The 25,082-nt window shown below is 49.4% G+C and carries 25 protein-coding genes; 7 read left to right on the top strand and 18 right to left on the bottom strand.

The features are described from left to right. Positions 1-148: 148 nt before the first annotated feature. Positions 149-1,279: a hypothetical protein gene (locus ACZ5ZZ_RS01665; RefSeq protein WP_464140957.1), complete on the top strand. Its 1,131-nt coding sequence runs from the start codon at positions 149-151 to the stop codon at positions 1,277-1,279. Between the two features lie 8 nt (positions 1,280-1,287). Here ACZ5ZZ_RS01665 and ACZ5ZZ_RS01660 read toward each other — a convergent pair whose 3' ends face one another. From ACZ5ZZ_RS01660 to trxB, 4 genes are all read right to left on the bottom strand, one after another. After that, on the bottom strand, positions 1,288-3,030 hold the full coding sequence (locus tag ACZ5ZZ_RS01660; RefSeq protein ID WP_464140955.1) for a S8 family peptidase: 1,743 nt from the start codon (positions 3,028-3,030) through the stop codon (positions 1,288-1,290). Continuing rightward, positions 3,017-3,757: a hypothetical protein gene (locus tag ACZ5ZZ_RS01655; protein WP_464140953.1), complete on the bottom strand. Its 741-nt coding sequence runs from the start codon at positions 3,755-3,757 to the stop codon at positions 3,017-3,019. Before ACZ5ZZ_RS01655 ends, ACZ5ZZ_RS01660 begins: the two co-directional genes overlap by 14 nt. A 177-nt stretch (positions 3,758-3,934) precedes the next feature. Next, the gene (locus ACZ5ZZ_RS01650; RefSeq protein ID WP_262554540.1) at positions 3,935-4,432 is read right to left on the bottom strand and encodes a response regulator; all 498 of its coding nucleotides are present in this window, start codon (positions 4,430-4,432) and stop codon (positions 3,935-3,937) included. 7 nt (positions 4,433-4,439) lie between these two features. Beyond that, the gene (gene trxB, locus ACZ5ZZ_RS01645; protein WP_464132996.1) at positions 4,440-5,384 is read right to left on the bottom strand and encodes a thioredoxin-disulfide reductase; all 945 of its coding nucleotides are present in this window, start codon (positions 5,382-5,384) and stop codon (positions 4,440-4,442) included. 108 nt (positions 5,385-5,492) lie between these two features. Here trxB and ACZ5ZZ_RS01640 point away from each other — a divergent pair, with 108 nt between their 5' ends. Beyond that, entirely contained in the window at positions 5,493-5,783 is a 291-nt protein-coding gene (locus ACZ5ZZ_RS01640) for a 2Fe-2S iron-sulfur cluster-binding protein (protein WP_464140951.1), read from the top strand. Positions 5,784-5,824: 41 nt separating this feature from the next. Here the strand turns inward: ACZ5ZZ_RS01640 and ACZ5ZZ_RS01635 are convergent, their stop codons facing one another. From ACZ5ZZ_RS01635 to ACZ5ZZ_RS01620, 4 genes are all read right to left on the bottom strand, one after another. Next, on the bottom strand, positions 5,825-6,109 hold the full coding sequence (locus ACZ5ZZ_RS01635) for a hypothetical protein (protein ID WP_464140949.1): 285 nt from the start codon (positions 6,107-6,109) through the stop codon (positions 5,825-5,827). Between the two features lie 87 nt (positions 6,110-6,196). Beyond that, the gene (gene trmB / locus ACZ5ZZ_RS01630) at positions 6,197-6,904 is read right to left on the bottom strand and encodes a tRNA (guanosine(46)-N7)-methyltransferase TrmB (RefSeq protein WP_464119847.1); all 708 of its coding nucleotides are present in this window, start codon (positions 6,902-6,904) and stop codon (positions 6,197-6,199) included. Then, the gene (locus tag ACZ5ZZ_RS01625; RefSeq protein ID WP_464132991.1) at positions 6,873-7,913 is read right to left on the bottom strand and encodes a cation diffusion facilitator family transporter; all 1,041 of its coding nucleotides are present in this window, start codon (positions 7,911-7,913) and stop codon (positions 6,873-6,875) included. Before ACZ5ZZ_RS01625 ends, trmB begins: the two co-directional genes overlap by 32 nt. Positions 7,914-7,956: 43 nt before the next feature. Then, positions 7,957-8,958 carry a GGDEF domain-containing response regulator gene (locus tag ACZ5ZZ_RS01620; RefSeq protein ID WP_464119845.1) on the bottom strand — a complete coding sequence of 334 codons (1,002 nt, stop codon included), beginning with the start codon at positions 8,956-8,958 and terminating at the stop codon, positions 7,957-7,959. Positions 8,959-9,401: 443 nt separating this feature from the next. Here ACZ5ZZ_RS01620 and leuS point away from each other — a divergent pair, with 443 nt between their 5' ends. After that, positions 9,402-11,792 carry a leucine--tRNA ligase gene (leuS, locus tag ACZ5ZZ_RS01615; RefSeq protein WP_464132989.1) on the top strand — a complete coding sequence of 797 codons (2,391 nt, stop codon included), beginning with the start codon at positions 9,402-9,404 and terminating at the stop codon, positions 11,790-11,792. Positions 11,793-11,875: 83 nt separating this feature from the next. After that, a complete protein-coding gene (gene speA / locus ACZ5ZZ_RS01610; RefSeq protein ID WP_464140947.1) occupies positions 11,876-13,780 on the top strand; it encodes a biosynthetic arginine decarboxylase in 1,905 nt (634 codons plus the stop codon). Positions 13,781-13,915: 135 nt separating this feature from the next. Here the strand turns inward: speA and ACZ5ZZ_RS01605 are convergent, their stop codons facing one another. From ACZ5ZZ_RS01605 to ACZ5ZZ_RS01590, 4 genes are all read right to left on the bottom strand, one after another. Continuing rightward, entirely contained in the window at positions 13,916-14,509 is a 594-nt protein-coding gene (locus ACZ5ZZ_RS01605) for a hypothetical protein (RefSeq protein ID WP_464140946.1), read from the bottom strand. Between the two features lie 146 nt (positions 14,510-14,655). Next, positions 14,656-15,675 carry an ABC transporter permease subunit gene (locus tag ACZ5ZZ_RS01600; RefSeq protein WP_464119841.1) on the bottom strand — a complete coding sequence of 340 codons (1,020 nt, stop codon included), beginning with the start codon at positions 15,673-15,675 and terminating at the stop codon, positions 14,656-14,658. Further along, positions 15,672-16,709: an ABC transporter permease subunit gene (locus tag ACZ5ZZ_RS01595; protein WP_464132984.1), complete on the bottom strand. Its 1,038-nt coding sequence runs from the start codon at positions 16,707-16,709 to the stop codon at positions 15,672-15,674. The genes ACZ5ZZ_RS01600 and ACZ5ZZ_RS01595 overlap by 4 nt, the downstream gene beginning before the upstream one ends. 138 nt (positions 16,710-16,847) lie before the next feature. Beyond that, the gene (locus ACZ5ZZ_RS01590; protein ID WP_464119839.1) at positions 16,848-18,470 is read right to left on the bottom strand and encodes a peptide-binding protein; all 1,623 of its coding nucleotides are present in this window, start codon (positions 18,468-18,470) and stop codon (positions 16,848-16,850) included. A gap of 148 nt (positions 18,471-18,618) precedes the next feature. Here ACZ5ZZ_RS01590 and ACZ5ZZ_RS01585 point away from each other — a divergent pair, with 148 nt between their 5' ends. Both ACZ5ZZ_RS01585 and ACZ5ZZ_RS01580 read left to right on the top strand, forming a co-directional pair. Continuing rightward, positions 18,619-19,674, top strand: a complete 1,056-nt coding sequence (locus ACZ5ZZ_RS01585; protein WP_464132981.1) for an agmatinase family protein — start codon at positions 18,619-18,621, stop codon at positions 19,672-19,674. Beyond that, positions 19,667-20,026, top strand: a complete 360-nt coding sequence (locus ACZ5ZZ_RS01580) for an arsenate reductase family protein (protein WP_464140944.1) — start codon at positions 19,667-19,669, stop codon at positions 20,024-20,026. Before ACZ5ZZ_RS01585 ends, ACZ5ZZ_RS01580 begins: the two co-directional genes overlap by 8 nt. A 36-nt stretch (positions 20,027-20,062) precedes the next feature. On the opposite strand, the gene ACZ5ZZ_RS01575 is transcribed toward ACZ5ZZ_RS01580, so the two are convergent. From ACZ5ZZ_RS01575 to ACZ5ZZ_RS01555, 5 genes are all read right to left on the bottom strand, one after another. Next, on the bottom strand, positions 20,063-20,203 hold the full coding sequence (locus ACZ5ZZ_RS01575) for a hypothetical protein (protein WP_464119836.1): 141 nt from the start codon (positions 20,201-20,203) through the stop codon (positions 20,063-20,065). Between the two features lie 68 nt (positions 20,204-20,271). Beyond that, the gene (locus tag ACZ5ZZ_RS01570) at positions 20,272-20,409 is read right to left on the bottom strand and encodes a hypothetical protein (RefSeq protein ID WP_464132977.1); all 138 of its coding nucleotides are present in this window, start codon (positions 20,407-20,409) and stop codon (positions 20,272-20,274) included. A gap of 235 nt (positions 20,410-20,644) precedes the next feature. After that, positions 20,645-21,715 carry a DNA polymerase IV gene (gene dinB / locus ACZ5ZZ_RS01565; RefSeq protein WP_464132975.1) on the bottom strand — a complete coding sequence of 357 codons (1,071 nt, stop codon included), beginning with the start codon at positions 21,713-21,715 and terminating at the stop codon, positions 20,645-20,647. A gap of 32 nt (positions 21,716-21,747) precedes the next feature. Continuing rightward, positions 21,748-22,584, bottom strand: coding sequence for a lysophospholipid acyltransferase family protein (locus tag ACZ5ZZ_RS01560; protein WP_464119833.1), 837 nt, complete (start codon positions 22,582-22,584; stop codon positions 21,748-21,750). After that, positions 22,548-23,423 (bottom strand): GNAT family N-acetyltransferase, encoded by an 876-nt coding sequence (locus tag ACZ5ZZ_RS01555; RefSeq protein ID WP_464132973.1) that lies wholly within the window; start codon positions 23,421-23,423, stop codon positions 22,548-22,550. The genes ACZ5ZZ_RS01560 and ACZ5ZZ_RS01555 overlap by 37 nt, the downstream gene beginning before the upstream one ends. A 117-nt stretch (positions 23,424-23,540) precedes the next feature. Between ACZ5ZZ_RS01555 and ACZ5ZZ_RS01550 the strand changes: the two genes are divergently transcribed. After that, positions 23,541-24,068: a hypothetical protein gene (locus tag ACZ5ZZ_RS01550; RefSeq protein WP_464140943.1), complete on the top strand. Its 528-nt coding sequence runs from the start codon at positions 23,541-23,543 to the stop codon at positions 24,066-24,068. Here ACZ5ZZ_RS01550 and ACZ5ZZ_RS01545 read toward each other — a convergent pair whose 3' ends face one another. After that, positions 24,069-25,082, bottom strand: a complete 1,014-nt coding sequence (locus ACZ5ZZ_RS01545) for an L-threonylcarbamoyladenylate synthase (RefSeq protein WP_464119830.1) — start codon at positions 25,080-25,082, stop codon at positions 24,069-24,071. It lies immediately after the preceding gene.

Raw genomic sequence — 25,082 nt, 5'->3', positions numbered from 1 at the left:
TCATTTCTTACATGAAAACAAACCAATTCAGAGACTTTTTTGCATTAAAGTATCTTAACGATACATTTAGGCTAGTTTTTCTCAGAAACAATCAAGGACTCTTAACAATCGCCGATATCTTATTTTGAGAACTCGGCAAGGAGAGCCTATGGGTCACTTCAGATACGTTGTTGCAATTGGTGTCGCGGCAAATCTGCTTACCGCCTGTCAACCAGAGGTCGAAGAAGCTGCCAAGCCCCGCTATTTATACGTAGCCAGTGGGCTCTGTTATTCGGGAACCGGCAACACAACTTACTCTGCAACCACAGCTTCGAATGTGATCTTTCGCGTGAACCTGGAAACGGCTCAGTATGAAGGGCGCATTGCTGACTTCACCACAGGTTTTGATGCTCCGGGAACAACCCCCGTAGGGATTGCTGACTATGATTCAGAACATTTACTGGTTCTGCTGGAACATACAGGTCAGCGCCGAATTGAGCTGATCAAAAAAACTCTTTCTGGAGAAAGACAGACTTACTATAACAACACTTCCGCAACAGCTCCCATAGGGGCCTTGCAATCAGCCGGCCGATATATTTTTAAAGCGTTGGATGGGTTGCTAATCAGTCGATCCACTGCCATCGAAAAACTGGACACCGGCAAATCCCGCGAAAGTGGAACAGGAACCAATGCGTGGGTTCAGGCGCCGGGCGGCTCTTGCAGCGCCTCAATCACCAACATCACCTCACTGGCCACCTACCCAACAAGCTCCAATACGCTGGGCTATAACATCATCTATACGCATTCGCAGAACGCCTCCAGTGCCAACAATCGCATTGGAATTATCAATGGCCAAACAGGATGGAATGGAACCTCAGGGTGCCTTGCCAGTCAGGCCGCACCGGCCTTAACTGCATACCCCACTTCATCCGTTTATATGCAGGATTCCGGTCGCGTTGTGGTCAGTTATGCAGGAATCTCGGGTTCCATGCTGAATTCGATATATTCATATGACGTCGATGAAACGGCCAACACCATCAGCGATGAAGTTAATGGCTATGAAGTTCCCAGTGTCATCTATGGCGCCTCTGCCATGACTTATGACAAATCGACCAAAAGTCTTTATGTTGCCACCGGTGGGGCTATCACCAACAATTTCACGACCGGCAATATTCCGTATAACATTGAGAAATTCAGCTTTAACAGCACAACCAAAGAATTCACACGCGTAGGTTCCACATCCTTTTATCCGGGGAATCTGGAAACTCGCTGTATTTCATCAATGTTTATTGGAAACTGAATTCGCCCCTACGGAGCACCGATAATATTCACACCCCAACTGGTCAGCGTGCCGGTGATGTCATTGCTGCCACCATCATAAACCTTCAAAGTCCAGGTCCCGTTGGATCTTTCGTGGAAGAAGGCATTGCTCAGGAAAATTTCATTATTGTATCCGGAAATTCCCGTCAGCGAATTGCGCATATTAATGATCATGCTTTTAGTGCCTGAAGGAGAAATCAACTCAACCCCCAGATCTGCGATATTGTTATGAGCAATTGCAAACTGAACCTGAACCGCTTCGATGCGCAGATTGTCGGACACTGACACCGTACTGGACAATCCCGCGGAACTGTATTCGGGGATTGCATTGGGATTGGGATTGGAGTTTGTCACAAATCCTGTGGCGGTCTGCGCCGCCGTATAAGGTGAACTATAGCTTCTTGCCAACGCCACCGCTGCATCCACATTCACACGGCCGAACCCAAACCAGTTTTGGAATTTAAAGCCCGCCGCATTCGTTACCCAGGCATTTTCCCAGACAGCGCCTGTCGGTAGACGCACGTTCTTAGATGAATCCCCGGGATAACTGTAAAAAGGATGTCTGGCAATGGCCGACATGTTCGGACTGACTGGAACCGCTGTTTTGGCCAGAACGTATTTTACATCTCTCCAGGTCAAAGCCGGGTTGGCTTCCAAAATCAAGGCCACGGCACCGGCCAGAACAGGCGCTGCTGCGGAAGTACCGTTGAATGTCGTCGTGTAATTGCAGTTGCTGTTACCGTTGCTGCCACGCTCGAACTCGATCTTCCCGGAAATCTGGGTCTGGGCATATCCAGCACTGCACCCGCTTCGATCCGTTGTGATCATCGCCGGATAGTCATCGCCAAATTCTCCTCCAAACGAGGAAATCCAAAGATTTGCCCCTGGGGAAGAATAAGAAGCAATTTCTCCCATAGAGTTCAATGCCCCCGTCATGATCGTATAGGGCATGTTGTTATCCGGATCAAAGTTCGCATTGCCGATACAGTAGACGTTTTCTGAGTTGTGGCACTTCACAATAAAATCGTTGCCCGCTGATTTGACATAGATGGAACCTTTACCCGCTCGCCCATTGACAACGCCGGTAAGCAGTCCGCTTCCCCAAACAGCCACCACTTCAGGAAGATTATTCTGGGTGTTCCCCCAGCTCATGTTGTAAATGTCATGACCACCGGAAACCTGCTGACCAATGCGCGCGTTGGTCTGGGAGACATTCTTGGAAAGAAGGTTGTACGAGATAAGTTTGGCTTTGTAAGCCACACCCTTCGTCCCCACACCATTCCCACCCACAGCGGCGATCAGCCCTGCGACGGCAGTTCCATGGTTGTCATCAGAGGAATAAGGTGCCGCATTATTTGCCCCCGTCGGCGTCGACTGATGGTAGTCAATCGAAGCGCCATATAAAAAGTTACTTTTAAGATCTTCGTGACTGTCCTGAACGCCATCATCAGACACAACAATCTTCAAACCTGAACCGGAAAGACCCGAGGTCCAAGTCTGGAGCATATCCAGATCAAATCCGACCACCCCGCCCCCAGAAGAGGCAAAGACAGACTGCCCGGTGTTGTTGATATGCCAGGCATAACCCAGGAAAGGATCATCGCCCTCTTTAATATCGGCAACAACCGCATCGAACCCCTGCTTTGAACAGTTGGTGAAAAGCAGGCTGATGACGGCACCAACCATCATCAATGGCAGAAAGATTTTTACTTTTCCTTTAAAACTTTTCATACTGCCTGCTTAGAATTTCCAAACGTACATCACTGATGCCAGGCTCACTGCCCAGGCGATCCTTCAAAGAAAACAGGTCATAAGGTTGCTGCGCCGATGTGACAAAGTAAACGCGCATCTCGGGCAGCTGACTGACAACTTTCAGATCAAAAGCGCGCAGCAAAGGCTCAATCTCGACCCCTTCACGCAAGGTGATCTCAATACTTCCCGTCACCACTCCGGCCAAACTTTTACGCTCATTGAAAACAACCATGGGTTGTGCATTCGAATAATTTCTTTCATCCACCCGCAAGCCCTCTTGAGGGACCAGATAAAAGCCGCTGACTTCAGCCATCGCATCCGGCCGTGAACCGGCTGACATCGGATAGGCCGTCATTCCCTCCCACACCTTCCACGCGGTTTCTGACAGCATGGAAGACTGAGCCAACCGGCGAGATGTGGGACTAATTCTTTGAGGGGCGGCTTTAGCCTCAGGTAAACGCAAACGGCGTGCTTCGGCTGCTGTGTTGTCACCATGGGAAGGGATATCTGTCACTTGGGTTTTATCCAAAGGCTTTGTGCTCAGGGCGATTTCCTCTTCGCTTTGTGGATCTGAGGATTCCACCACAGCCATGGCTTCCTTCACAGATTCTGCGAAAGTAGGCTCCTGATCTTTCTTAAAGAACAAGCCCAGCGCCACCAGGCCGGCGGCAACAACAATGAAAATATACGTGCTTTTACGTGTCATGGGTCCTTATTATTCTAACTTTAAAAAGCAGCTTCGATCACTATTTTCTGCAAGAACCACTGGGAAAGTATGGAGACACGGTGAAATCCCAAACTGAGACAGAACTTTGGTCTATAAAAAAAGCCCTGCTGTTTCCGGCAGGGCTTTTTGGATATGAGAGATTGAAAATTGGAGGAACTAAGGGTTCAGCTTTAAAAGGGTTTCCACGGTCTTTTTCAGCTTCTCGACATCAAAGGGCTTCTTGATATAGTCGTCGGCTCCAAGCTCGAAAGCTTTCTTCATGTCCTCTTCGGAAGCTTTACCAGAGACAAACACCAAAGGAATCTTTTTCAGATCGCGATGGTCTTTCAACAGTTGCGCCAGCTCAAAGCCGTTCACCCAAGGAAGACCCACGTCCATCAGAATCAAATCCACCGGATGGTCATCAAGCACCGTGGAAAGCTCCGTTCCGTCAGCAGCCAGCTTGGTCACATAGCCTTCGCTTTCCAGAATTCTTTTCATCGCCAAACGCATTGTCTCGTCATCTTCGATAACCAGAATGATTTTGGGGTCGAGCTTTTTCTTCGCTTCACGGAACTGATCCAAAGGCACCACTTCCTGGGAAGCGATGCGCGCCTTGGTCATTTTCTCGATCTTTTCGATCAGATCCTTGGTGTTGATTCTTTTATCCTTCATACATTCCTTAGTGAGACTCTTGAGCTTCCAGCCATCTTTCTGCATCGATTGCAGCCATACAGCCCGTACCCGCCGCTGTGATCGCCTGGCGATACACATGATCTTGCACGTCTCCGGCCGCAAAGACACCTGGAATGTTAGTATACGTGGTATTAGGCTGGGTGATCAAATAGCCTGTCTCATTCATATCCAACATTCCCTTGAAAAGGTCTGTATTGGGCTTATGGCCAATGGCCAGGAATAGACCTGTGATTGGAAGTTCTTTGACAGCGCCGTCCACAGTGCTTTTGATTTTTGCGCCGGTCATACTTTTGCCATCACCCAGAACTTCAACAACTTCTGTGTTGTACAGAACCTCGATCTTTGGATTCTTCAGCGCACGGTCCACCATGATCTTAGAAGCCCGGAAATGATCGCGTCTGTGAATCAGATAAACCTTCGAGGCAAAACGAGTCAGGAACTGAGCTTCTTCCATGGCGGTATCACCACCACCGACAACACCGATTTCCTGATTACGGAAGAAAGCGCCGTCACAAGTTGCACACGCAGACACCCCGCGGTTGGCATACATCTTTTCAGAGGGCAGCCCCAGATACTTCGCACTGGCCCCGGTAGAGATAATAATGGATTTTGCCAGATGCAGTTTATCCCCGATCCAAACCTTAAATGGACGCTGGGAAAAATCCACTTTCGTCACATTACGGGTGATAAAGCGCGTGCCAAATCTTTCCGCCTGTTTTCTCATAACTGTGATCAAGTCAGGCCCCGTGATTCCATGCTCAAAGCCAGGGAAGTTTTCAACCTCAGTCGTGGTCATCAGCTGACCACCAGCCTCTTCACCCTCGATCATCAAGGGATTCAGATTCGCACGGGATGTATAGATTGCGGAAGTCAGCCCCGCAGGACCAGAACCGATGATAATGACATTTTCTACTTTTTGATCTTCAGTCATAAATTACCTCATAAATAGGGTCGGAAATTACGCTCAAAGGCTATCAACAAATAGGACCCTTTTCATTAGTTCTTTGCACGTTTTGGGCTGCGTCAGCTACAATCGGCTATGCCCTTGATTTCCTTTAAAAAGAACATTCACGCACCTATTGAGGTTCCCTCGCAAACCATCTTGATGACGGCGTTGCTGGATGCAGGACTTCCCGTCGCCTCCAGCTGCGACGGCGACGGCGTTTGTGCGAAGTGCAAAGTCACTATCGTGAAAGGAAAAGAGAATCTGACCCCGGAGAACCCCACTGAGAACTTTCTCAGGGAAACCAACAACATCCCCAAGGATGTCCGCATCAGTTGTCAGACGCAGGTTCTGGGCGACATCACCGTGGACACCACTTATTGGTAGGCTTCAAAGCCGACAAGTCCTGACGACACTTATGCTGTCAGCTAAAGATCCCGCTTCTTAAAGGGAATGCCGGGATCTTCCGGCTCGTGATCAGGACGATCCAGCCGCCGAGCCTCTGTTGGTTTCGGCAAGGCGCAGCGGTCGCCTTCGATGTATGAAAGCCGCAACCGGGCCGCAAGACCCTTCTGATTCTGATTGTAGCAAGGAAGCGCTGAACTGCGCAGGGTGGATACGGAGGGCTCAGCCGGTATAAGGTATTCAGAGCCTCGGACGATCGCAGCTTCCGTGGATGGCGACAAAAGAAGCCCCAACAAAATCCATCTCATAAGACCCCCTTGCAGAGGTCTCAGTATAGCCTGTTATAACGACAAAATCTTAAATCTGCCAAACGACGCTGGACCCAGCCCCGGGGCCTAGACAGTGCGGTTGTTTCTTAAGCGGACAAAATTGATCTTGATACCTTCACGAAGGAAGATCTTTTCAAAAGCGGTTTCGAAGTTCTGCTCTTTCATTTCTGAATTGTGCAGATCCTGCGTTTCAAAAACGATCTCATAAGGGGACTGACGGATTTCATCCATCGCCCACAGGAAGTACACCAAAGAATCTGTTTTAAAGTTGATGTAAGAGCCCGGCTTCTGCAGACGATACAAAAGCTCCAGATTCTGTTTGCACACAAATCGGTTCTTCGGCTTCTTCGGAGACGTCCAAGGATCCGGGAAATGAATGTAAACGTTGTCGATTTCGTTTTCTTCAAACAGCTCATCAATGTTGAAGGCATGAAAACGTGTGATCGCCGCATTCGTGCAGCCCGCATTCACCGCGCGGCGGATGCTTTGAATCAAAGGCTTGTATTTCAACTCCAGGCCCACCAAAAGACGATCCGGATGAGTCTTGGCGTGATGGGCAAAGTAAGTCCCGTTTCCGGTCCCCACTTCCACATCCATCGGCATCTTGGCATCTGCCTTAAAAACATCAGAACGCCATTTGCCCTTGTTAAGCGGCGCACGCAGTTCATCAAAGGCCACATGGGAATATTCCCCGTTCAAAGCCAAAGTGTAAGCGTTCTGATTCGGTAGGTCTTTTGTGATATTAATTTGTCTTCTTGGAGCCTGAGTCGTCATGGGTCCCTTGATTAGTCGGCCCCGGGTCATCGGTCAAGCTTTTCACAGAGAAGTCGGCCAGAGACTGGAACGGCTGCAAACGAATCGGGCACTGAGCCAAATCACAGTGAGCACAAAAGGATTTTTTACAAGGGTCCAAGTGAAAAGCCAGCTCTCCATCAAACTCATAATCCTTGACCACACGAGCCTCGAACTCCTGGGTCATATCGTGAACCTGAGCCACATCCCAATATTCCGGAACCACCATGTGAGCATCCACGTGGTGGAAGCGCCCCGAGCGGATCACACGCATATGATGAATGTCGATGACTCCAGGGACCCGGTTCTTTCTGATCGCCTCCGCCAGAAGCTCCAAAGATCCCAGATCCTGCGCATCCAGTAAACCACCCAGTGATTCACGTACAATTTTGAAGCCGGAATACGCCAGCTGCAACCCCACGACAATGGCAATGACCGGATCCAGCCACTCAAGCCCCGTCAAAAGCACCAGGCCCAGGCCCACCATGACACCCACGGTGGTCCATACATCCGACAAAACGTGAGACCCACTGGCTTTCAGGGCATCAGAATGATGACGAGCCCCCACCGTTTTCAGATAAAACCCAAGAATCAAATTCAGAACTGCCGCACCACCCACAATCAGCAAACCAGTTTCCAGCTTCTGTGGAGGTTCATGAAAAAGCAACGCTTTGGCACTTTCGCCGATGATCATGATCGCTGCAAAAAAGATCATCCCGCCTTCAAATGCAGAAGAAAAGTATTCAGCTTTGCCATGGCCGTAGGGATGATTTTCGTCCGCCGGTTGCGCGGCAAAACGAATCACAAAAAGAGCCACCACTGCGGCAATCACATTCACAATGCTTTCCAGAGCATCTGACAAAACCGCTGCCGAGCCAGTTACTTTGTAGGCCCCAATTTTCAGACTGAAAATCAATACACTGGCTACCGCCGACACCCAGGCCGCGCGCGAACGAACTTTATCTGAAGAAGATGGCATTGCTTTATTCATATATGAGGGTTTTCGTAGATCCCCCCAGGAAGGTCAATAGATATTAGCCCGCAGCCTTACGACGCTTCATCGCCGCTGCTGATTTGAGCTCGACCACCGGGGCCGTTTCGGGTTTGTAGAAAGCCACACGGTTTCTGCCCGCGCGTTTGGATTCATAAAGAGCATGGTCCGCACGACGAACCAGTTCACGGGCACTGATATTTTCCCCAGGAACCGTGATTGCAAACCCAAGGGACGCCGTCAGCTTCATGGAGTCTTCCCCATTGCGGAAGGTCGTCTTTTCAATATTCTCGCGCAAACGTTCGCAGAAATACATCGCTCCGGCGTGGTTGGTCTCTGTCAGAACCATCAGGAACTCATCCCCACCATAACGGGCCGGGATGTCAATATTGCGGGTGTTGGCACGAATGATCTTGCCCACCTCGGACAGCACATAGCTTCCGAACAAATGGTCATGACCATCATTCACGGTTTTGAAGTAGTCCATATCCATCATCACCACGCAGACATCACGATGGAAACGACGTCCCCGCTCCAGCTCGAAGTCCAGACGTTGATACAGCGAACGCATGTTGTACAGACCCGTCAGGTCATCCGTATCCACAAGTTCCTTGAGTTTTTCATTAGCAAAAAGAAGCTGTTCATGCAGATCACGAATTCGCAACTGCGAGCGAATGCGTGCCAGCAGCTCCAGCGGCACAAAAGGCTTCACGATATAGTCATCCGCCCCAGAGTCCAGGGCTTCGATAATAGCTTCAGTGCTGGAGTTTTCAGAGACGAAAACGCAGGAAACATGAGACAAACGCTCACGCACGGATTTTAAAACCCGCAAACCCGCCATCGACGGCGCCATCCAGTCAAGAATCACAATGTGAGGAATCCAGGATTCGATCAGCTTGTGCGCTTCAGCTTCCGTCGTCACACCACGAGCGTCATAGCCTTCCCAACGCAAAGGCTCCAGGAGAATCTCCAGGCTGTCTTTGTCATCGTCGATCACCAGGATACGGCGACTTTTAGGTTGTTTGGGGCTGACTTCAAAACTCATCTACATACCAGTGTAACGTTTGGAATACTGATCGGTTAATTCCGGGAATTGTTTAGACGATTTTCTAATCATTAGACCAGAAGCGGACTTCGGTCGGGGACCGGTCGGAGAAGGGCTGTGGGAGGGGCTCCGGCGCTTCGGACACATCCTCGCTCGTTGCTGCTTTAGGGCTTCGAGATGGTTTTGCGGCTCGTTGGTGGGCCTGTTAGTTAAGTGGTCTGGGATCACTGCGGAACTTGCGACGGAGCCCCTCCCACAGCCCTTCTCCGGCGCGGCGACCTTGTTTCTTACGCAGACTTAAGACTGGGCGGATTCTTAAATTTTCTGTGATTTTTTGTCGGGTGTTTTTATGCGGTTTTGTGCGGGCTTATTCGTTGAATTGTCTTGGGATTTTCGTTATTTATGGTTGTGGTGTTTTTCTTTGAATTTTGAAGGATGTTTTTATGAGTTTGAACTTCACCGAATACGAAGCAAAGTGGCAGAAAAGATGGGCGGACGCGAAAGCGTTTCAGGCTGAAACAAACAGTTCCAAGCCGAAGTACTATGCCTTGGACATGTTCCCTTATCCGTCTGCTTCTGGATTACATGTGGGTCACATGGCCTCTTACACCCCAGGGGATATTATCTCTCGCTACAAGCGCGTGAACGGGTTCAATGTTCTTCATCCGATGGGATATGACGCCTTCGGCTTGCCGGCAGAGCAATACGCCATCCAAACAGGTGTTCACCCGGCTATCACCACTCGCAAAGCTATCGACAGCTTCCGCAAAACTTTGCAGACCTTTGGCTTCAGCTTCGACTGGAGTCGTGAGATTTCCACCTGTGAGCCTGATTACTACAAATGGACTCAATTTATTTTCCTGAAACTTTACGAGCGTGGACTGGCTTATCAAAAAGAAGTTCCGGTCAACTGGTGCCCGGCTTTGAAAACGGTTTTGGCCAACGACGAAGTTGTCGATGGCAAATCCGAGCGCGGCGGTCACCCGGTCATCCGTGTTCCGATGAAACAATGGATGCTGAAGATCACCGACTATGCCGAACGTCTTTTGAATGATCTGGACAAATTGGACTGGCCGGAAAGAACCAAAGAAGGTCAGCGCAACTGGATTGGCAAATCTGAAGGCGCGCGCATCACCTTCCAGGTTTCTGAAGACCCCGAAACCTTTGAAGTCTTCACCACTCGTCCGGACACTCTGTACGGAGTGACCTTTATGGTGATGGCACCGGAGCATCCTCTGGTGAAAAAGATCACTTCTCAGCCACAATACGCGGCGGTGGAAAACTATATTGCTGAAACTGCCAAAAAATCAGAAGTGGACCGCAAAGCCACGACTGAAAAAACCGGTGTTTTCACCGGGGCTCATGCCATCCACCCCATCACGGGCGAAAAGATTGAAATCTGGATCGCCGATTATGTTCTGATGGACTACGGCACGGGCGCCATCATGGCCGTTCCCGGTCACGATGCCCGCGACTTTGAGTTCGCAACCAAGTTCAATATCCCAATCAAGAGTGTTCTGGAAAGTGATCAACTGCCGTTTGAAGGCGACAGCGTCATGATCAACTCTGAATTCCTGAATGGCCTGAACAAGCAAGAAGCCATCAAAAAAATGCTCGACTACCTTGAGCAGAACAAACTGGGTGTACGCGAAGTTCAGTACAAACTGCGTGACTGGCTGTTCAGCCGTCAGCGCTACTGGGGTGAACCGTTCCCGATTGTTCACTTTGCGGACGGCTCCAAGGGTGTCCCTTTGAACGAGCTTCCTGTGGTTCTGCCGGAAGTGGCAGACTACGAACCGGCTGACACTGGCGAAGCTCCGTTGGCCCGCAATGCTGAATGGGTGAAATACATGGATGGCGACAAAGAAGGTCGCCGTGAAACTGACACCATGCCAGGAGCGGCAGGATCTTCCTGGTACTTCCTGCGCTATATTGATCCTCACAACACGGAAGCTCCTTTCAGCCCCGAGGCTGAAAAGTACTGGATGCCGGTGGATCTTTACGTCGGTGGCCCCGAGCACACAGTCGGCCACTTGTTGTATGCCCGCTTCTGGACAAAGGTTCTTTTCGACTGCGGCCTTGTAACACACGATGAACCGTTCCAAAAACTGGCTCACCAGGGAATGATCCTGGGGCCCGATGGCGAGAAAATGTCGAAATCCCGCGGAAACGTGATTTCTCCAGAGGACATTGCGCGCTCTCACGGGGCTGATGCTTTGAGAACCTTTATCAGCTTCATGGGTCCGGTGGACAAGGACAAGCCTTGGGCTCCGACCGGTATTGACGGCGTCAAACGCTTCCTGGATCGTATCACTCGCCTGGTGGTCAACGACGATGGCCAGTTGGTGGCAACTCAGGACACTTTAACTCCGGAGATTGAGAAATTAGTTCACAAAACGATTAAAAAAGTCACAGAAGACATTGAATCCATGAGTTTCAACACGGCAATCAGTGCCATGATGATTCTGGTGAATGAACTTTACCGTGCAGAATGCCGCTCGGTTTTGGCTCTGAAACCTCTGGTCCAGATTCTGGCGCCGTTTGCTCCGCACTTGGCTGAAGAATTGTGGGAAAAAATGAATGGCGAAGGACTTTGCGCTTTGGCTCCATGGCCAAAATATGATAACACCCTGTGCGCTGATGACACTGTGACTATCGGCGTGCAAGTGAACGGAAAAATGCGCGGCACGATCGAAATTGGCGTGGCAGCTTCTGAACAAGAGGCTGTGGCGGCGGCGAAAGCCGTTCCTCAGGTGGCTTCCGTTCTTGGCGATAAGAATCCCGACAAGGTGATTTACAAAGCCGGGAAGATTTTGAATTTGATCGTTAAATAACTGGGTTCTTTTACCGAAAAGGACCCCTGAAAAACAACATGGGGTCCTTTATCCGGGCCCCCTAGTCGTGAGGGCCAAAAGAGATGTCTAATTGGAGTCCTGAAAAAAGCGCTGAGCTTTATGGGATCAACAACTGGGGCAACGGTTATTTCAGAATTAACAGCGCAGGCAATGTTGCTGTCACTCCTATGGGGGCGAACGGTCCAACTGTGGACCTGCATGAGCTGACCCAAGATCTTTTGGACCGCGGTATTCGCGTTCCTATCATGATTCGTTTTCCGGAAATTATTAAATCCCGCGTGGAACTTCTGAACGGCTGCTTCCAAAAGGCATTTGCCGATCATGGTTACAAAGGCCAATACCGTGGCGTTTATCCGATCAAGGTGAACCAACAACGTCACCTGGTTCAGGAACTGGTGAAGTACGGTAAAGGTTATTCCATGGGTCTTGAGGCGGGCTCCAAGCCGGAACTATTGGTGGTTCTGGCATTGATGAACACCGAAGACGCGTTGATTATCTGCAACGGCTTCAAAGACTGGGAATACATTGAAACGGCGATCTTGTCCCAAAAACTGGGCCGCAACACCATCATCGTGGTGGATCGTAAAGAAGAATTGAAAATGATCGTGGACGTGGCGAAGAAGTTCAACACTCGTCCAAAAATCGGCTTCCGCGCAAAGCTCAACACTCAAGGCGCGGGTAAATGGGTTGATTCTTCCGGTGCACGCTCCAAATTCGGTCTGACTTCCACAGAAATCGTCGAAGGTGTGGAGTTCCTGAAAAATGAGGGCATGTTGGATTGCCTGGAACTTCTGCACTACCACATCGGTTCTCAGGTGCCTCAGATCCAGTCCATCAAGTCCTCTTTGAAAGAGGGCGCACGCTTCTACACTGAGCTGTACAAAATGGGCGCAGGCCTGAAGTACATCGACGTGGGCGGCGGCTTGGGCGTGGACTATGATGGTTCTGGCCACTCTGACAGCTCTGTGAACTATTCTGAGCAGGAATACGCCAACGACATCGTGTCTGTACTTCAGACTCTGTGTGATGAAAAAGGCATTCCACATCCAAACATCGTGACAGAATCCGGCCGCTTCCTGGTGGCTCACCACTCGGTTTTGGTGTTTAACGTGATGGGCGTGAACGATCTTCACCGCCATGAACCGCCTCGTCCCGCGACGAAAGGCGATCATTCCATCATGCAGGACATGCAGTACATCTTTGAAAAGGTGAACAAAGACAATATCAACGAGTGCTTCAATGACCTGGAACAGGCCAAACAAGAAACTCTGCAGTTGTTCACTTACGGCGTCTTGAGCCTTGAGCAGCGTGCATGGTGTGAATCCATGTACTTTGCAATCGCGACCAAGATGATCAAACTAGCGCGCGCGACTCCGGATTGTGAAGACATCGTGGCGGCTTTGGGCAAAGAGCTGTGCGACACTTACTTCTCTAACTTCTCCGTGTTCCAGTCTGTACCGGATTCCTGGGCAGTGGGTCAGTTGTTCCCGGTGATTCCTATTCACCGTCTGGGTGAAGAACCCAAGCGTGAAGCGACTTTGGCGGATTTGACTTGTGATTCTGACGGTGTGATCGAAAAATTCATCGACACAGCTTCCGGCGAACCGAAAGAGACCATTCGCTTGCATCAGTTCACCGATGGACAGCAGTACTATCTGGGCGTGTTCCTGACCGGTGCTTACCAAGAGATCCTGGGCGATTTGCACAACTTGTTCGGGGATACTGATGCGGTTCATATCTCTTTGAACGGCGTGGGCTACACCATTGACCACTACGTTCCTGGTGACACTGTGACAGAGGTTCTTTCCTACGTTCAGTACGGCCGCTCTGAAATGGTTGATAGCGTTCGTCAGGCGACGGAGGAAAGTATCCAGAAGGGCTCCATCACCAAGCAGGAAGCCAAACTTCTGATCAAACATTATGAAGAAGGTCTTTCCGGTTACACGTACCTGGAAGAGGCTGAGTAAGAAGAATTTTAAGTTCCCAATAAAAAAGGGCTTCTTACGAAGCCCTTTTTCTTTTTCCAGAAAAATCATCGTCCCGTGGAAACCTTTGAGGAACTCTATAAGTCCCTCAACATAGAATTTATTCTCGCTCTGACATTACTGAATCGTCGCCACAAAGGAACTGCTGGATTTCATTTTGGTCGGAATGATCACAGCCGGGCAGCGAGCGTAGTCTTTTTTTGATTTATAAGCTACTCGATCCTGAGACTGTTTGCGGGTAAAACGATAACCATCCGCGGACTTGGCAAAGGAATAAGTAGTGACTGTATCAAGACGCAAAGTCTTGCGACTGGTTGAATAAGGACGACAGTCGAAATCATACTGCGTGTCCTGATACTGGACTGTAGAGTCAGTGTGGGCTGTGAACTCGACTGTTCCATCCGCCAGAATACGACCTTTCTCCTTCCCTTGGGCATCCACCAAGGAACCACCTTGAACCTTCAAAGACACCGGCAGATCATTCCAACCACCAAGGCGGTTGCAGTCATAGAAAGAAAAATCCAACTCCACTTTCTCGGCGGACTGGTGGTAGTTCAAAGCCACCGTGCACTTCAGATCCATGTTCTCATACGTGCCGTCCAGACGTTCAAAAGAAGCCGTCATAGGACCTGCGCCCTTCAACTCCCCTAACACCTGCGCTTGGGAAGCCGAGAATCCAAGAACAACTAAAATGGAAGCCATGTATTTCATCTAAAACTCCTTTGGACTGGGATGCTGACGCGCCTTGGCCAGAAAAAACAACCAGGCACCTTTTTCCAAAAAAAATGGGTGAACTTTCGTTCACCCACATCATCAAATCTGTTTTTATTTTGCACCAAAAATAAGACTGTTTTGCCTTACATTTTTGAATCGAAGGCGTCGCGGACTGCGAAACCGATATTGATCAACAAAGTCAGTGTCAAAACAATGGCCACCATCGGACCCCAAACGATCCACTCTGCAATCGTGAACCATTTTTGGGCCTGAGCCAACAGCTCACCCCAGCTTGGTGTCGGTGGACGAAGACCCAACCCCAGATAATCCAGGAAGGACAACGTGTTAACCCCACCGGCGATAAAGAACGGCGCGAAGGTCACAATCGGCGTCAGACCATTCGGAAGGATGTGCTTACCGATAATACGTTTGTGGTCCGCCCCAATCGCGCGGGCCGCTTCCACGTATTCACGCTTTCTCAAAGAAAGGAACTGGGCACGCATGTAAGCAGAAATTCCTGTCCAACTAAAGACAGAGAAGAACACAACCAACAATGGCAAGCTTGGGTTGAAGATCGAAATCACTGTGATCAATACGAACAGGATCGGAATACTTTCCACAACCTCAACGATACGCTGACCGAACAAATCGGCTTTGCCGCCCAGATAACCCATCAGGGCCCCCATCGTGATACCGATGGCATAAGTCACAATCCAGCACCCGATAGAGAACAACATCGTATAGCGGAAACCGTAAAGCAGACGAGTCAAGACGTCACGACCACTTTCATCAGTTCCAATCCAGTTGATCTTTGTTGGAGGAGATGGGTAAGTGTCGACCATTTTATTGGCCTCATAAGGGTCCCACTGAATCAGAGGCCAGACTGCCCAGTCGCCCTCTTTCATTTCAAGCTCACGATAGTCCATCACAAAGATGTCATCACGGCCAAAGGCAGTTGGGTGATAATCCTTAAATAGAGGGAAATACAATTTACCCTGATAGCTCAAAACATGGGGATGATTGTTCGCCCAAAGTTCTGCCGTGAAGCTCACGAAGAACATCGCCATCAAAATCCAGAAAGAGACCACAGCCACGCGATCGCGCTTGAATCGCTTATATCTCTTCAACGTCAATTCATTGCGGATAAGATATTTTTCGATCATTTGAAGTCAATCCTTGGATCAATAAGAACGTAAATGATGTCGCTGAAAATACGGCCCAACATCAACAACATGGATGAAATAAAGGTCAGACCCATGATCACGTTATAGTCACGGGACAAAACGGATTGATAACCCAACAAACCAATCCCATCCAAGTTGAACATCTGTTCGATAATCAGAGAACCCGCCAGGAAGGCACCAAAGAAGCCTCCCAAACCTGTGGCAATCGGGATCAAGGCATTACGAAGAGCATGTTTGAAGACGACCACTCTCTCAGCCAGACCCTTGGCGCGTGCTGTACGAACGAAGTCGGACTTGATCACATCCAGCATGGAGTTTCTCATCAAAGTGGAAAGCTCCGTGAAGCCGCCGATCATGTAACAGATCAAAGGCAATACAAAGTGATGGGCGCGGTCCACGATTTTACCCCACGTCGTCAGGGACTCATAGTCGTCGGAGTGCAAACCGCCCAGTGGGAACATATTCAACTTACCTGCCAAAACCACGATCAGGAAGATACCCAAAACGATCGGCGGAATAGAATAAGTCAGATTCAGAATAATGGTTGTCCAGCGGTCGAATCCCCCGCCCGCATTGATGGCCTTACGAACACCCAATGGGATACAAACCAGATAGGTCAAAAGCAAAGAGGCAATACCAAACTGCAGGGAGACCGGGAATTTACTTTTGATAACGTCGATCACCGGCTCCTGGTAGGTGAAGCTTTCACCGAAGTCCATACGAACCAGGTTTTTTACCCAGATAAAATAACGAACGTGGATGGGCTTATCGAAGCCATATTGTTTTTTCAAAGCCTCGATAACTTCTTCATTCACGGAGGTGTCGCCACGGGTGTTGATCCCGCCTCCACCGCCGCCGCCCCCACCACCACCGGCAGCGCCGAAGCGGATGGCTTGAAGCTTCTGCTCAATAGGGCTTCCTGGAGCGAGGTTAATCAACGCAAAGGTGACGATGGTAATTCCGAAAAAAGTCGGAATCATCAATAACAATCGGCGAATCAGGTAAACGATCAAGGCCTTACTCCCACAATATGCATTCGATTACAGATTAGACAGTTACGCTGTAATACTAATTTCGATGAGGCGCAAGAAAGAAGGCGTACATTGTACGCCTTCTGGTAAAAAATTAATTATGATTGCGCAGGGCAAAGGCTATTTAGCCTGCAACCACCAGTAGTCTCTACCGATCTCATATTTGAAGGTGTCTGCAGGTTTCCCCATACGAGAGGAATTTGCATAAAATGCATACTTATCGTTGAACAGGAACGCATAAGGAGCATCTTCAGCGATCTTCGCGTAAACCTTTTTAAGTGCAGCAACACGTTTAGCTTTATTTGGCTCAACACGGGCCTGGTCGATCAGCTTGTCCACTTCAGGGTTTTTGTAAGCGATGAAGTTAGAACCACCGGCAACCGCACTTGCAGAGTGCCAGATTTGTTTAGGATCTGGATCCACAGAACCACCACCCCAAGCCATAGTCACAGCGTCGAAGTTCCCTTCGTCAACCAGCTTCAGGAAAGAGTTCCATTCCAAGTACTTAAGATCCATGTCGATACCCGCTTTTTTCAGGTCTTCACGATACATGGTGTAGTATTTTTCAGTGTCTTTAGACGGATAGATCAATGTGAATTTGAATTCCATCTTTTTGCCGCCAACTTCTTTTTCAAGAACACCGTTCTTGTCTTTGTCAGTCCAGCCAGCTTTAGCCAAAAGTTCTTGAGCTTTCTTCGGATTGAATTCCAAAGCCTTGTTACCTGGGTTGTACTCAGAACGAAGGTAGATCGCACCGTTAGCAAGATCAGACATGCCGTAACGGAACTTTTTGTTCATTTCTTCGCGGTTCAACAAGTGAGCCAAAGCCACACGCACGTTTTTGTCCTGGAACAAATCTTTGCGGAAGTTCCAGCCGATGAAACCGTAGGATTTCGGCGCGCTGTTTTCAACTTTGTTCTTGATGATAGTTTTGCCCCAAGGAGCACCCACCGCTTTTTTCATGAACGCTTCAACACGCAGATCAAGGTAATCAAGCTCGCCTTTTTTCGCGCGCTCAAGCTCTACGTTTTCATCTTTGTAGAAACGCATTGTGATGGTGTCGAAGTTGTACATACCAGCGTATGCAACGTCTTTGTTGCCGTACCACTTATCAAACTTTTTCAAAGAGATCAGCTGACCACGGTCAAACTTGGAAAGAACGTAAGGACCCGCGCAGATAAGCTGGCGGTTCATTTTTTTGGACTTTTCAACATCGCTGTAGATCTTCTTAGGGATTACAGTCAAAGTTGCCGCAGATTCGAAGTTGTTGAAGTAAAGATCACGAGCCGTGAAACGGATTGTGTGAGCGTCGATAACTTCAGCTTTCGTCAAACCTTCATAGTACGGACGCAAGTGAGCAGCTTCGTACTTAGGCTCAAAGATCGCGTCGAAAGAGAATTTCACGTCGTCAGCCGTGACTGGCGTGCCGTCGTGGAAAACTGCGTCTTTGCGCAGGTGGAACGTGAATACTTTATTGTCTTTGGAGATTTCCCACTTTTCAGCAAGACGTGGTTTCCAGTCGTAAGTTTCGCTATCACGAGTCGCCATGCCGTCACACACGTAGTTTTGAACATAACGTGAGTAAGCGTCTGTTGCTGTGATCGGATGAACCGTCGGAGGCTCACCGCCAAGATTGAAAACGAAATTTCCGCCTTTTGGTGCGTTCGCATTTGGTGCGGCTGCAAAAGCGGGAGCTGTCAAAGCTGAGCTCAATACAAGAGCCAGGAGTCCCTTCATATTCATTGTGTATCCTCCAAGGAATTTCGCTGGGAATTTAAGTGGTTCCCAAAGTTGGGTTAAAATGGGTTATGCGACAAAAATAATCAAGTTATTGCTCGATTGACGCCGCGCTTAAATGCTATACCATTGGGGCTGATTTAAGGAGTAAAAAATGTCTGAAAAGACTACGAAATTTGATCCCACAACCACCATCTCTGCAGAGTTCGGAATCTTCGGAATTCCGATGACCGAAGAAGAGTCCAAAGTCGTCTTGGTCCCTGTTCCCTGGGAAGTGACAACGTCTTATGGCGAAGGCGCCTCTCGCGGCCCAAAAATCATCCGCCAAGCCAGTGAACAGATTGATCTTTTCGACATCGAAGTGGGTAAAGCCTACGAGGTCGGCTACCACATGCGCGATTTCCCGGAAGACCTGTGCACTATGAACGACAAGTTCAAAGCGGTGGCTCAGGAATTGATCGAAATGCGAACAAATCTCAGCGAAGACGAAGCCAAAATGAATAAACTGGCCGCTCAGGTCAACGAAGCCTGCGAAGAGATGAGCCAATGGGTCTATGACCAGTGCTCAGACGTCCTGAAAAAAGGTAAACTTCTGGGGCTAGTGGGCGGCGACCACTCCACACCACTGGGGGCCATCCGTGCCGTCAGCGACAAATACAAAGGCGAGTTCGGCGTTTTGCACATCGATGCCCATGCCGATCTTCGCAAAGCCTACCAAGGTTTCAAACAGTCCCATGCCTCCATCATGTACAACGTGATGACTGATGCTAAAAAGCCTCAGAAACTCGTTCAAGTCGGCATCCGGGACTTCTGCGAGGAAGAATACGACTTCAGCAACTCCCGCGAAGACATCAAAACCTTCTACGACCTGGAACTAAAGCGCCGCATGCTTAAAGGCGAAACCTGGGAACAGGTCTGCAAAGACATCATCAAAGAGCTTCCTCAGAATGTGTATATCTCTTTCGACATTGATGGGCTGGACCCGGCCTTCTGCCCGCACACTGGAACCCCGGTTCCGGGCGGTTTGAGCGTGGATCAGGTGTTCTTCCTGTTCCGTGAAGTTCACGCCTCGGGTCGCAAGATCGTGGCCTTTGACCTGAACGAAGTTTCCACTGGCGGCCTTTCCGAAGAAGAGGTCGAGTGGGACGGCAACGTCGGCGCACGTATTTTGTATAAGATGTGCGGTTGGCTGGTGAAGAGCCATGCTTAAGGTTTACGAATACGCCAAGTGCTCCACTTGCGTGAAGGCTTTGAAGTTCCTCGATGGCAAAAAAGTCAAATATGACAAGTTGCCCATCGTCGACAAAGCGCCCACTCAAAAAGAGCTGAAGGAAATGCTGGCCGCCCTGAAAGAACGTGGCGGCAATCTTCGCAATCTCTTTAACACTTCTGGTGTGATGTACAAAGAGATGAAGCTCAGTGAAAAACTTCCTGCAATGAGCGAAGCGGATGCGATCAAGCTGCTTTCTGAAAATGGCAAGCTGGTGAAACGCCCATTTGTGATTGGCGAAAATGTTCACCTGGTCGGCTTCAAAGAAGACGATTGGAAAAAAGAGTTCTAAGACGACAAAAAGGGATTCAGCAACTGAATCCCTTTTTTAATGGCGTGGACGATAGCTCGGAGGACGTTTTTTGTTCACTTCCTCCTCGAAGAATCCATGCTTTTTAAAGCGCAGGATCAACAAAGCTCCCCCGAAACTTAACGCCAGCACCAGAATCACGACAGACAGGCTGATCATACCAACCTCCTCTCTTCGCTTCCTGATTCTTACACAGGAAAATGTGAGCAAATAGCAGAAGTGTCGTCTTAGTTCTTGTTTTTAAACAAGTCAGAAATTCTCTGCATCCAGCGCTTCACTGCACGCCGCAAAGGTGTCGCATCCGACATATCGTCCAGATTCACCAGGACGTGCAGGACCACTATCATCACCGTGACCAAGGCCATAGAGCCTGGAATAAGGGCCAACGCCGGAGAAAGCCCTGAGAGCTCTTCCTGCAGGATTCTAACCGAGATGGCCTGAATAACGAAACAAAGTGGCTATGAGAAGGCCAGATAAAACCATCTTCTTCATAGGGGTGTCCTTTCTAATACAAGCGAAGCCGTTGTGACTCCGTTGCTTGGCAAAAAGGATCTAAAGCAACAGTGATGCCAGAAAAAACGCACCACCTCTTCCGTGAGATTAGATGGCAAATTTCAATTGAGAGGAATCTTCATCTGTCGTGGATTTCTTTTGGGAGCCTAAGCGAACTCCCAACCCCACCAGGCGCACGGGCACCGCACGTCGGTTCCAGGCCTTTACTAAAAGACGTTCAAAATCCTGCAGCGTGGGAAGCTCATGAAAGACCTCCTCATGAGTGGTTTGTTTGAAGTCGAAGAATTTCAACTTCACAACCATGCCCTTGATGCGATCATGATACTGCCCACGATCCATGCGCAAAACAAAGTCCTCGTACAGAGAAGGCAGTGCTTTGGCGCAATCCTCAAGTGTCTGCAAATCCTTGTTAAAGGTTTCTTCCACCGTCAGGGACTTTCGCTCCCACTCAGTGACAACATCACGATTGTCGATCCCCCGGGCGAAGTCATAAAGTTCCGCCGCCCGGGAACCAAACCAATGTGAAAGCTCCAAGACCGAATACTTCTGAATGTCACCGCAGGTGTGCAACCCCAGATCATTCATTTTTTGTCCGGTCACTTTACCAACCCCGAAAATTTTCCCCACAGGCAGATCCTTCACGAAGGCCTCTACATCCTGAGGGCGGATCACAAACTGACCGTTGGGTTTTTTCCAATCGCTGGCTATCTTAGCCAGAAACTTATTCGGAGCCACCCCGGCTGATGCCGTCAACTTCAACTCGGTAAAGATCAAGCGACGGATTTCCTGCGCAATCAGGGTTGCACTGCCACCAAACAGCTGGCAGTCCGTCACATCCAGATAGGCCTCATCCAACGACAGGGGCTCAATCTTGTTTGTGAATCTTTCAAGAATTTCGCGAACTTTGCGGCTTTCAGATTTATATAAGTCAAAATGCGGAGGAATCAAAATCAACTGCGGGCACAGGCGCACGGCTTGAGACGACGGCATGGCAGAACGAACCCCGAACTTGCGAGCCTCATAGCTGGCAGTGCAAAGAACACTTCGGGAATTCGGTGGCCCACCGATGCCCAAAGGCTTCCCCTTGAGCTCAGGATGGTGCTTCACCTCCACCGCTGCATAAAAGCAGTCCATGTCGATGTGAATGATCTTCCTCATTTACATATTATTTACACATCAACGGAACTAAATCAAGTCGGATCTGCTTCCATCTCGGCCGGAGGCTGGGCCTCGATCGGAAGTCCCTTCACCGGAACGAACTTCGATGAAATCATCAGATGAACTTTGTCGGCAATCAAACCACGATCATCTTCCGGGGTGGTATAGACAGGCTCTAGGAATTCGATTTCACCTTTAACGGATTTAAGCACCGCCGACTTCCACATCGAAGTCACAAACGGAATGTCACCATACCAACAAAGGTGATCCCGCCACTTCAATGAAAACTCTTCGCCATTCACTTCACGGAAGTTGATCACCACGGGCTGAATGGGAACCCCGGCCTGAGCCGCCGCCATCATCAGGGTCTTTTTAAATGGCAGGACTCTCTCTCCGTTTGTGGATGTCGCCTCTGGATAAAGCACCACGCGGAAACCGGCACGCAGGGCCTTTACGATGGATTTCATCTCTTCCAAAATTTTTGTGCGGCTGCGGCGCTCGACGTAGATACAACCACCCATTTCAGTGAGCGTTCCCAAAAAAGGAGTTTCACGCATTTCATTGGAAGTCACAAACAGCATCGGGTGGCAGGAAGCAAGCATCAAGATATCAACAAAGCCCATGTGGTTGCTGACTATCAGACACTTCTGGTCCGGCGAAGGTTTATTGACGACTTTCAGATCAAGATTGAAGACTTTAAGAATCAAGCCTGCAAAGAAGTTAGAGTTGCTGGAAAAACGAATCAGTCGCTTATGGGGATCCCGCACCACCAAGTGGCAAATAAAGGACCACACCATAAACGTCAGAATGATGATAACAAAAACGGTCAGTTTTATGACTCCGCGGAGTCCAGCTTGAATCTCTTCCACAGGGTCCTATTTAAATCTTCCCGGTGAAGAATGGTCAAGAAGTCAATGCACTGAAACTCGCGATCCCAGGCCGGTTCCCCGCCGATATAGGCCCCCGCCTTCAGATAAGCACGACATAAAGGAGGAAGAAGTTCCTCGGCCTGAGCTCTCTGAGTCTCCGTGAGAGGGCTTCGGACTTCTTCTAAAAAGTGATTTAACATAGGCATGGTGTATGCCAGAGTCGGGCGCGTGCGCAGTCCCGGTACCACCCGACCTTGTTCCTCAAAGTATCGAGTCAGCAAGGCCGCATCACGTGGGTCATCCGTTTTCACCGTGGCACAGCCAAAAAGCATTTTGGAATCAGAGGCTGCCATGTACTCCGCAATCCCTCTCCACAAAAGAGAAATTAAAACCCCGCGGCGGAAGTCTTTGTGAATGCAGGCACGGCCCAGCTCCAACTTCACACCCGGCTGCGCCAGAATTCCGTTCATCATAAACTCTTTGGCCGAATAAAACTCATCGGTAAAGAGGGAACAGTTCAGGCGATAGGTTCCAATAATGCGATCGCTGCGTTTTTCCTTGATGATCAGATGATCACAATCAAAATCAAACTCATCAACGTCCACTCCTGTCGGAGCTTTCTTCCCCTGCATTTCGCGGTGAAAAACCTCGTAACGCAAAGTCAGGGCCTCTTTCAGCTCTTCCACATCCGTCACCGTTTTGATTTCAAACGGTCCGACATCGGAATGAATCTGGATTTTGGATTTGAACTTGTGAATGCGGTTCAAACGCAATTGATAGAAAGACTGTAAATTCAAAGAAACACGTTCCAGACTGGCGTAAGCAAGTGAGTTGATCATCAAGGCCCCTCCCCTTTTGGATCTGCCTCAGTGTAGCGGGATTTGTTTTTCAGAATTGTCAGAACTCGATCAGGATATTGTTGGCATTACCTTGAAGATCCATGATATGACCAGCTCATGGGTGAAGACACATTCAAAAATACTCTCAGTCATTTGCAATTGAACGAAGAGGCTCGGTCCTACCTGAAAGAAATCATTCAGAACCTGCCTCAGGACCTTGCTCCAGATCGCCCCGGTTACTACTCGCACGAAACCATCGAAAAACTTTACACTGACGCCGGAGAAAGACTGTCGCGGCAGTTGGCTTCCGCTTCCGCTTCCGGCATCATCGGTTTTGAAGAGCTTCGCTCTGCTTGGACCATCGTGGTTGTAGACTATCACCGCAACAACAACTGGAACTATCCCGTCACAGACAAGAAGCCTGAAAAAATTCTGACCCAGGAACAAAAAACCGCCCGCGAGCTGTGGCCTTATATTCTGATCATGACTCTGGGGCTGCTTGTTTTAAAAACCAGCTTCTTCTATTTCGGAATGCATTCTGCGGCAGCTCCCAGCGCCACCAACACGGTCATGCTGGTGGTGACTCTTTTGGCGTTCTTCGGCGCCCTGGGATTCTTTATATGGAAAAAGAACAAGAAGGACTGATTAAATAATCAGAGAAGCCGCCTTGTTCAGGCGATCAAACAGGGATTCCCAACGTTCACCCTGTTGATGAGCTTCGCGATAAAACAGGATGCAGTCCTTGCCATGGGATGCCGATTCGCGCAGATGCCCGTAGAGCTCGCGCGTGGCCAGCAAAGGATCCGCCGACAGTTTCAATATTTCATAAGAATGAATACCGCCCTTGGGTTTGATGATCTTGATACTTTCGATTTCATCGGGCAGATCATTCATCTTGGTATTTACTTCCGCCAAAACACTTTCGGGGCTGCGCTGCGGGTCCAGACACACAATCAGCGGAACTGGTGGCATATAGTGATGCTTCATGTGACCCGGTGATTCCCTTTTGTCCACCTGCTCTATAAACTCGTAGGCAAGTCCTTTATTTTTTAACACCTGTTCCAGATCAGATTTCAAAATGTGCCCACGGCGCAAAATCGACAAAACTACTTTTTCTGGACGGTGTCGCACCAACAATACGGTCGACTCGATACCGATTTCACACTCACCACCATCGACGACAAAGACATTTTCATTTTTGAATTCCACACGCACATGGCTTGCCGAGGTCGGCGAGGTTCGACCAAATTTATTCGCACTGGGCGCTGCCAGCGGAACACCCACCTGCTGCAAAAGCTCCAGGGCCAAGGGGTGGTTCGGCATACGAATCCCCACCGATTCCAATCCCGAAGTGATCATGGAGTTCACCGACGGATCACGTGGCAGAACCATCGTCAAAGGTCCCGGCCAGAAGGCCTCGGCAAAGGCTTGGGACGCTGGCCCCCAGAAGGCGGTCACCTTTTTGGCTTGTTCAATTGATGCCACATGCACGATCAAGGGATCGAAGAAGGGTCTTTCCTTTGTCGTAAAGATCTTTTCAATGGCTGAGGGGATATCAATACGGGCAGCAAGCCCGTAGACCGTTTCGGTGGGGAAGCCAATGACTCCCCCTTCTTCTAGAATAATTTTTGCCTTAGCCAAGGCTTCGTTCGGCGTCAT

The sequence above is a fragment of the Bdellovibrio sp. HM001 genome (assembly GCF_055397275.1).
Note: the sequence above shows the minus strand (reverse complement) of the source record. Positions and strands in the feature narration are given on the sequence as shown.

Bases quoted from the DNA above. Each gene is read 5' to 3' on its own strand.
- speA (WP_464140947.1), top strand. From the start codon at position 11,876: ATGTCTAATTGGAGTCCTGAAAAAAGCGCTGAGCTTTATGGGATCAAC.
- ACZ5ZZ_RS01635 (WP_464140949.1), bottom strand. From the start codon at position 6,109: ATGAGATGGATTTTGTTGGGGCTTCTTTTGTCGCCATCCACGGAAGCT.
- ACZ5ZZ_RS01640 (WP_464140951.1), top strand. From the start codon at position 5,493: ATGCCCTTGATTTCCTTTAAAAAGAACATTCACGCACCTATTGAGGTT.
- ACZ5ZZ_RS01660 (WP_464140955.1), bottom strand. From the start codon at position 3,030: ATGAAAAGTTTTAAAGGAAAAGTAAAAATCTTTCTGCCATTGATGATG.
- ACZ5ZZ_RS01590 (WP_464119839.1), bottom strand. From the start codon at position 18,470: ATGAATATGAAGGGACTCCTGGCTCTTGTATTGAGCTCAGCTTTGACA.
- leuS (WP_464132989.1), top strand. From the start codon at position 9,402: ATGAGTTTGAACTTCACCGAATACGAAGCAAAGTGGCAGAAAAGATGG.
- ACZ5ZZ_RS01570 (WP_464132977.1), bottom strand. From the start codon at position 20,409: ATGGCCTTGGTCACGGTGATGATAGTGGTCCTGCACGTCCTGGTGAAT.
- ACZ5ZZ_RS01585 (WP_464132981.1), top strand. From the start codon at position 18,619: ATGTCTGAAAAGACTACGAAATTTGATCCCACAACCACCATCTCTGCA.
- trxB (WP_464132996.1), bottom strand. From the start codon at position 5,384: ATGACTGAAGATCAAAAAGTAGAAAATGTCATTATCATCGGTTCTGGT.
- ACZ5ZZ_RS01550 (WP_464140943.1), top strand. From the start codon at position 23,541: ATGGGTGAAGACACATTCAAAAATACTCTCAGTCATTTGCAATTGAAC.
- trmB (WP_464119847.1), bottom strand. From the start codon at position 6,904: ATGACGACTCAGGCTCCAAGAAGACAAATTAATATCACAAAAGACCTA.
- ACZ5ZZ_RS01620 (WP_464119845.1), bottom strand. From the start codon at position 8,958: ATGAGTTTTGAAGTCAGCCCCAAACAACCTAAAAGTCGCCGTATCCTG.
- ACZ5ZZ_RS01605 (WP_464140946.1), bottom strand. From the start codon at position 14,509: ATGAAATACATGGCTTCCATTTTAGTTGTTCTTGGATTCTCGGCTTCC.
- ACZ5ZZ_RS01625 (WP_464132991.1), bottom strand. From the start codon at position 7,913: ATGAATAAAGCAATGCCATCTTCTTCAGATAAAGTTCGTTCGCGCGCG.
- ACZ5ZZ_RS01650 (WP_262554540.1), bottom strand. From the start codon at position 4,432: ATGAAGGATAAAAGAATCAACACCAAGGATCTGATCGAAAAGATCGAG.
- ACZ5ZZ_RS01555 (WP_464132973.1), bottom strand. From the start codon at position 23,423: ATGATCAACTCACTTGCTTACGCCAGTCTGGAACGTGTTTCTTTGAAT.
- ACZ5ZZ_RS01665 (WP_464140957.1), top strand. From the start codon at position 149: ATGGGTCACTTCAGATACGTTGTTGCAATTGGTGTCGCGGCAAATCTG.
- dinB (WP_464132975.1), bottom strand. From the start codon at position 21,715: ATGAGGAAGATCATTCACATCGACATGGACTGCTTTTATGCAGCGGTG.
- ACZ5ZZ_RS01575 (WP_464119836.1), bottom strand. From the start codon at position 20,203: ATGATCAGCCTGTCTGTCGTGATTCTGGTGCTGGCGTTAAGTTTCGGG.
- ACZ5ZZ_RS01600 (WP_464119841.1), bottom strand. From the start codon at position 15,675: ATGATCGAAAAATATCTTATCCGCAATGAATTGACGTTGAAGAGATAT.
- ACZ5ZZ_RS01655 (WP_464140953.1), bottom strand. From the start codon at position 3,757: ATGACACGTAAAAGCACGTATATTTTCATTGTTGTTGCCGCCGGCCTG.
- ACZ5ZZ_RS01580 (WP_464140944.1), top strand. From the start codon at position 19,667: ATGCTTAAGGTTTACGAATACGCCAAGTGCTCCACTTGCGTGAAGGCT.
- ACZ5ZZ_RS01545 (WP_464119830.1), bottom strand. From the start codon at position 25,082: ATGACGCCGAACGAAGCCTTGGCTAAGGCAAAAATTATTCTAGAAGAA.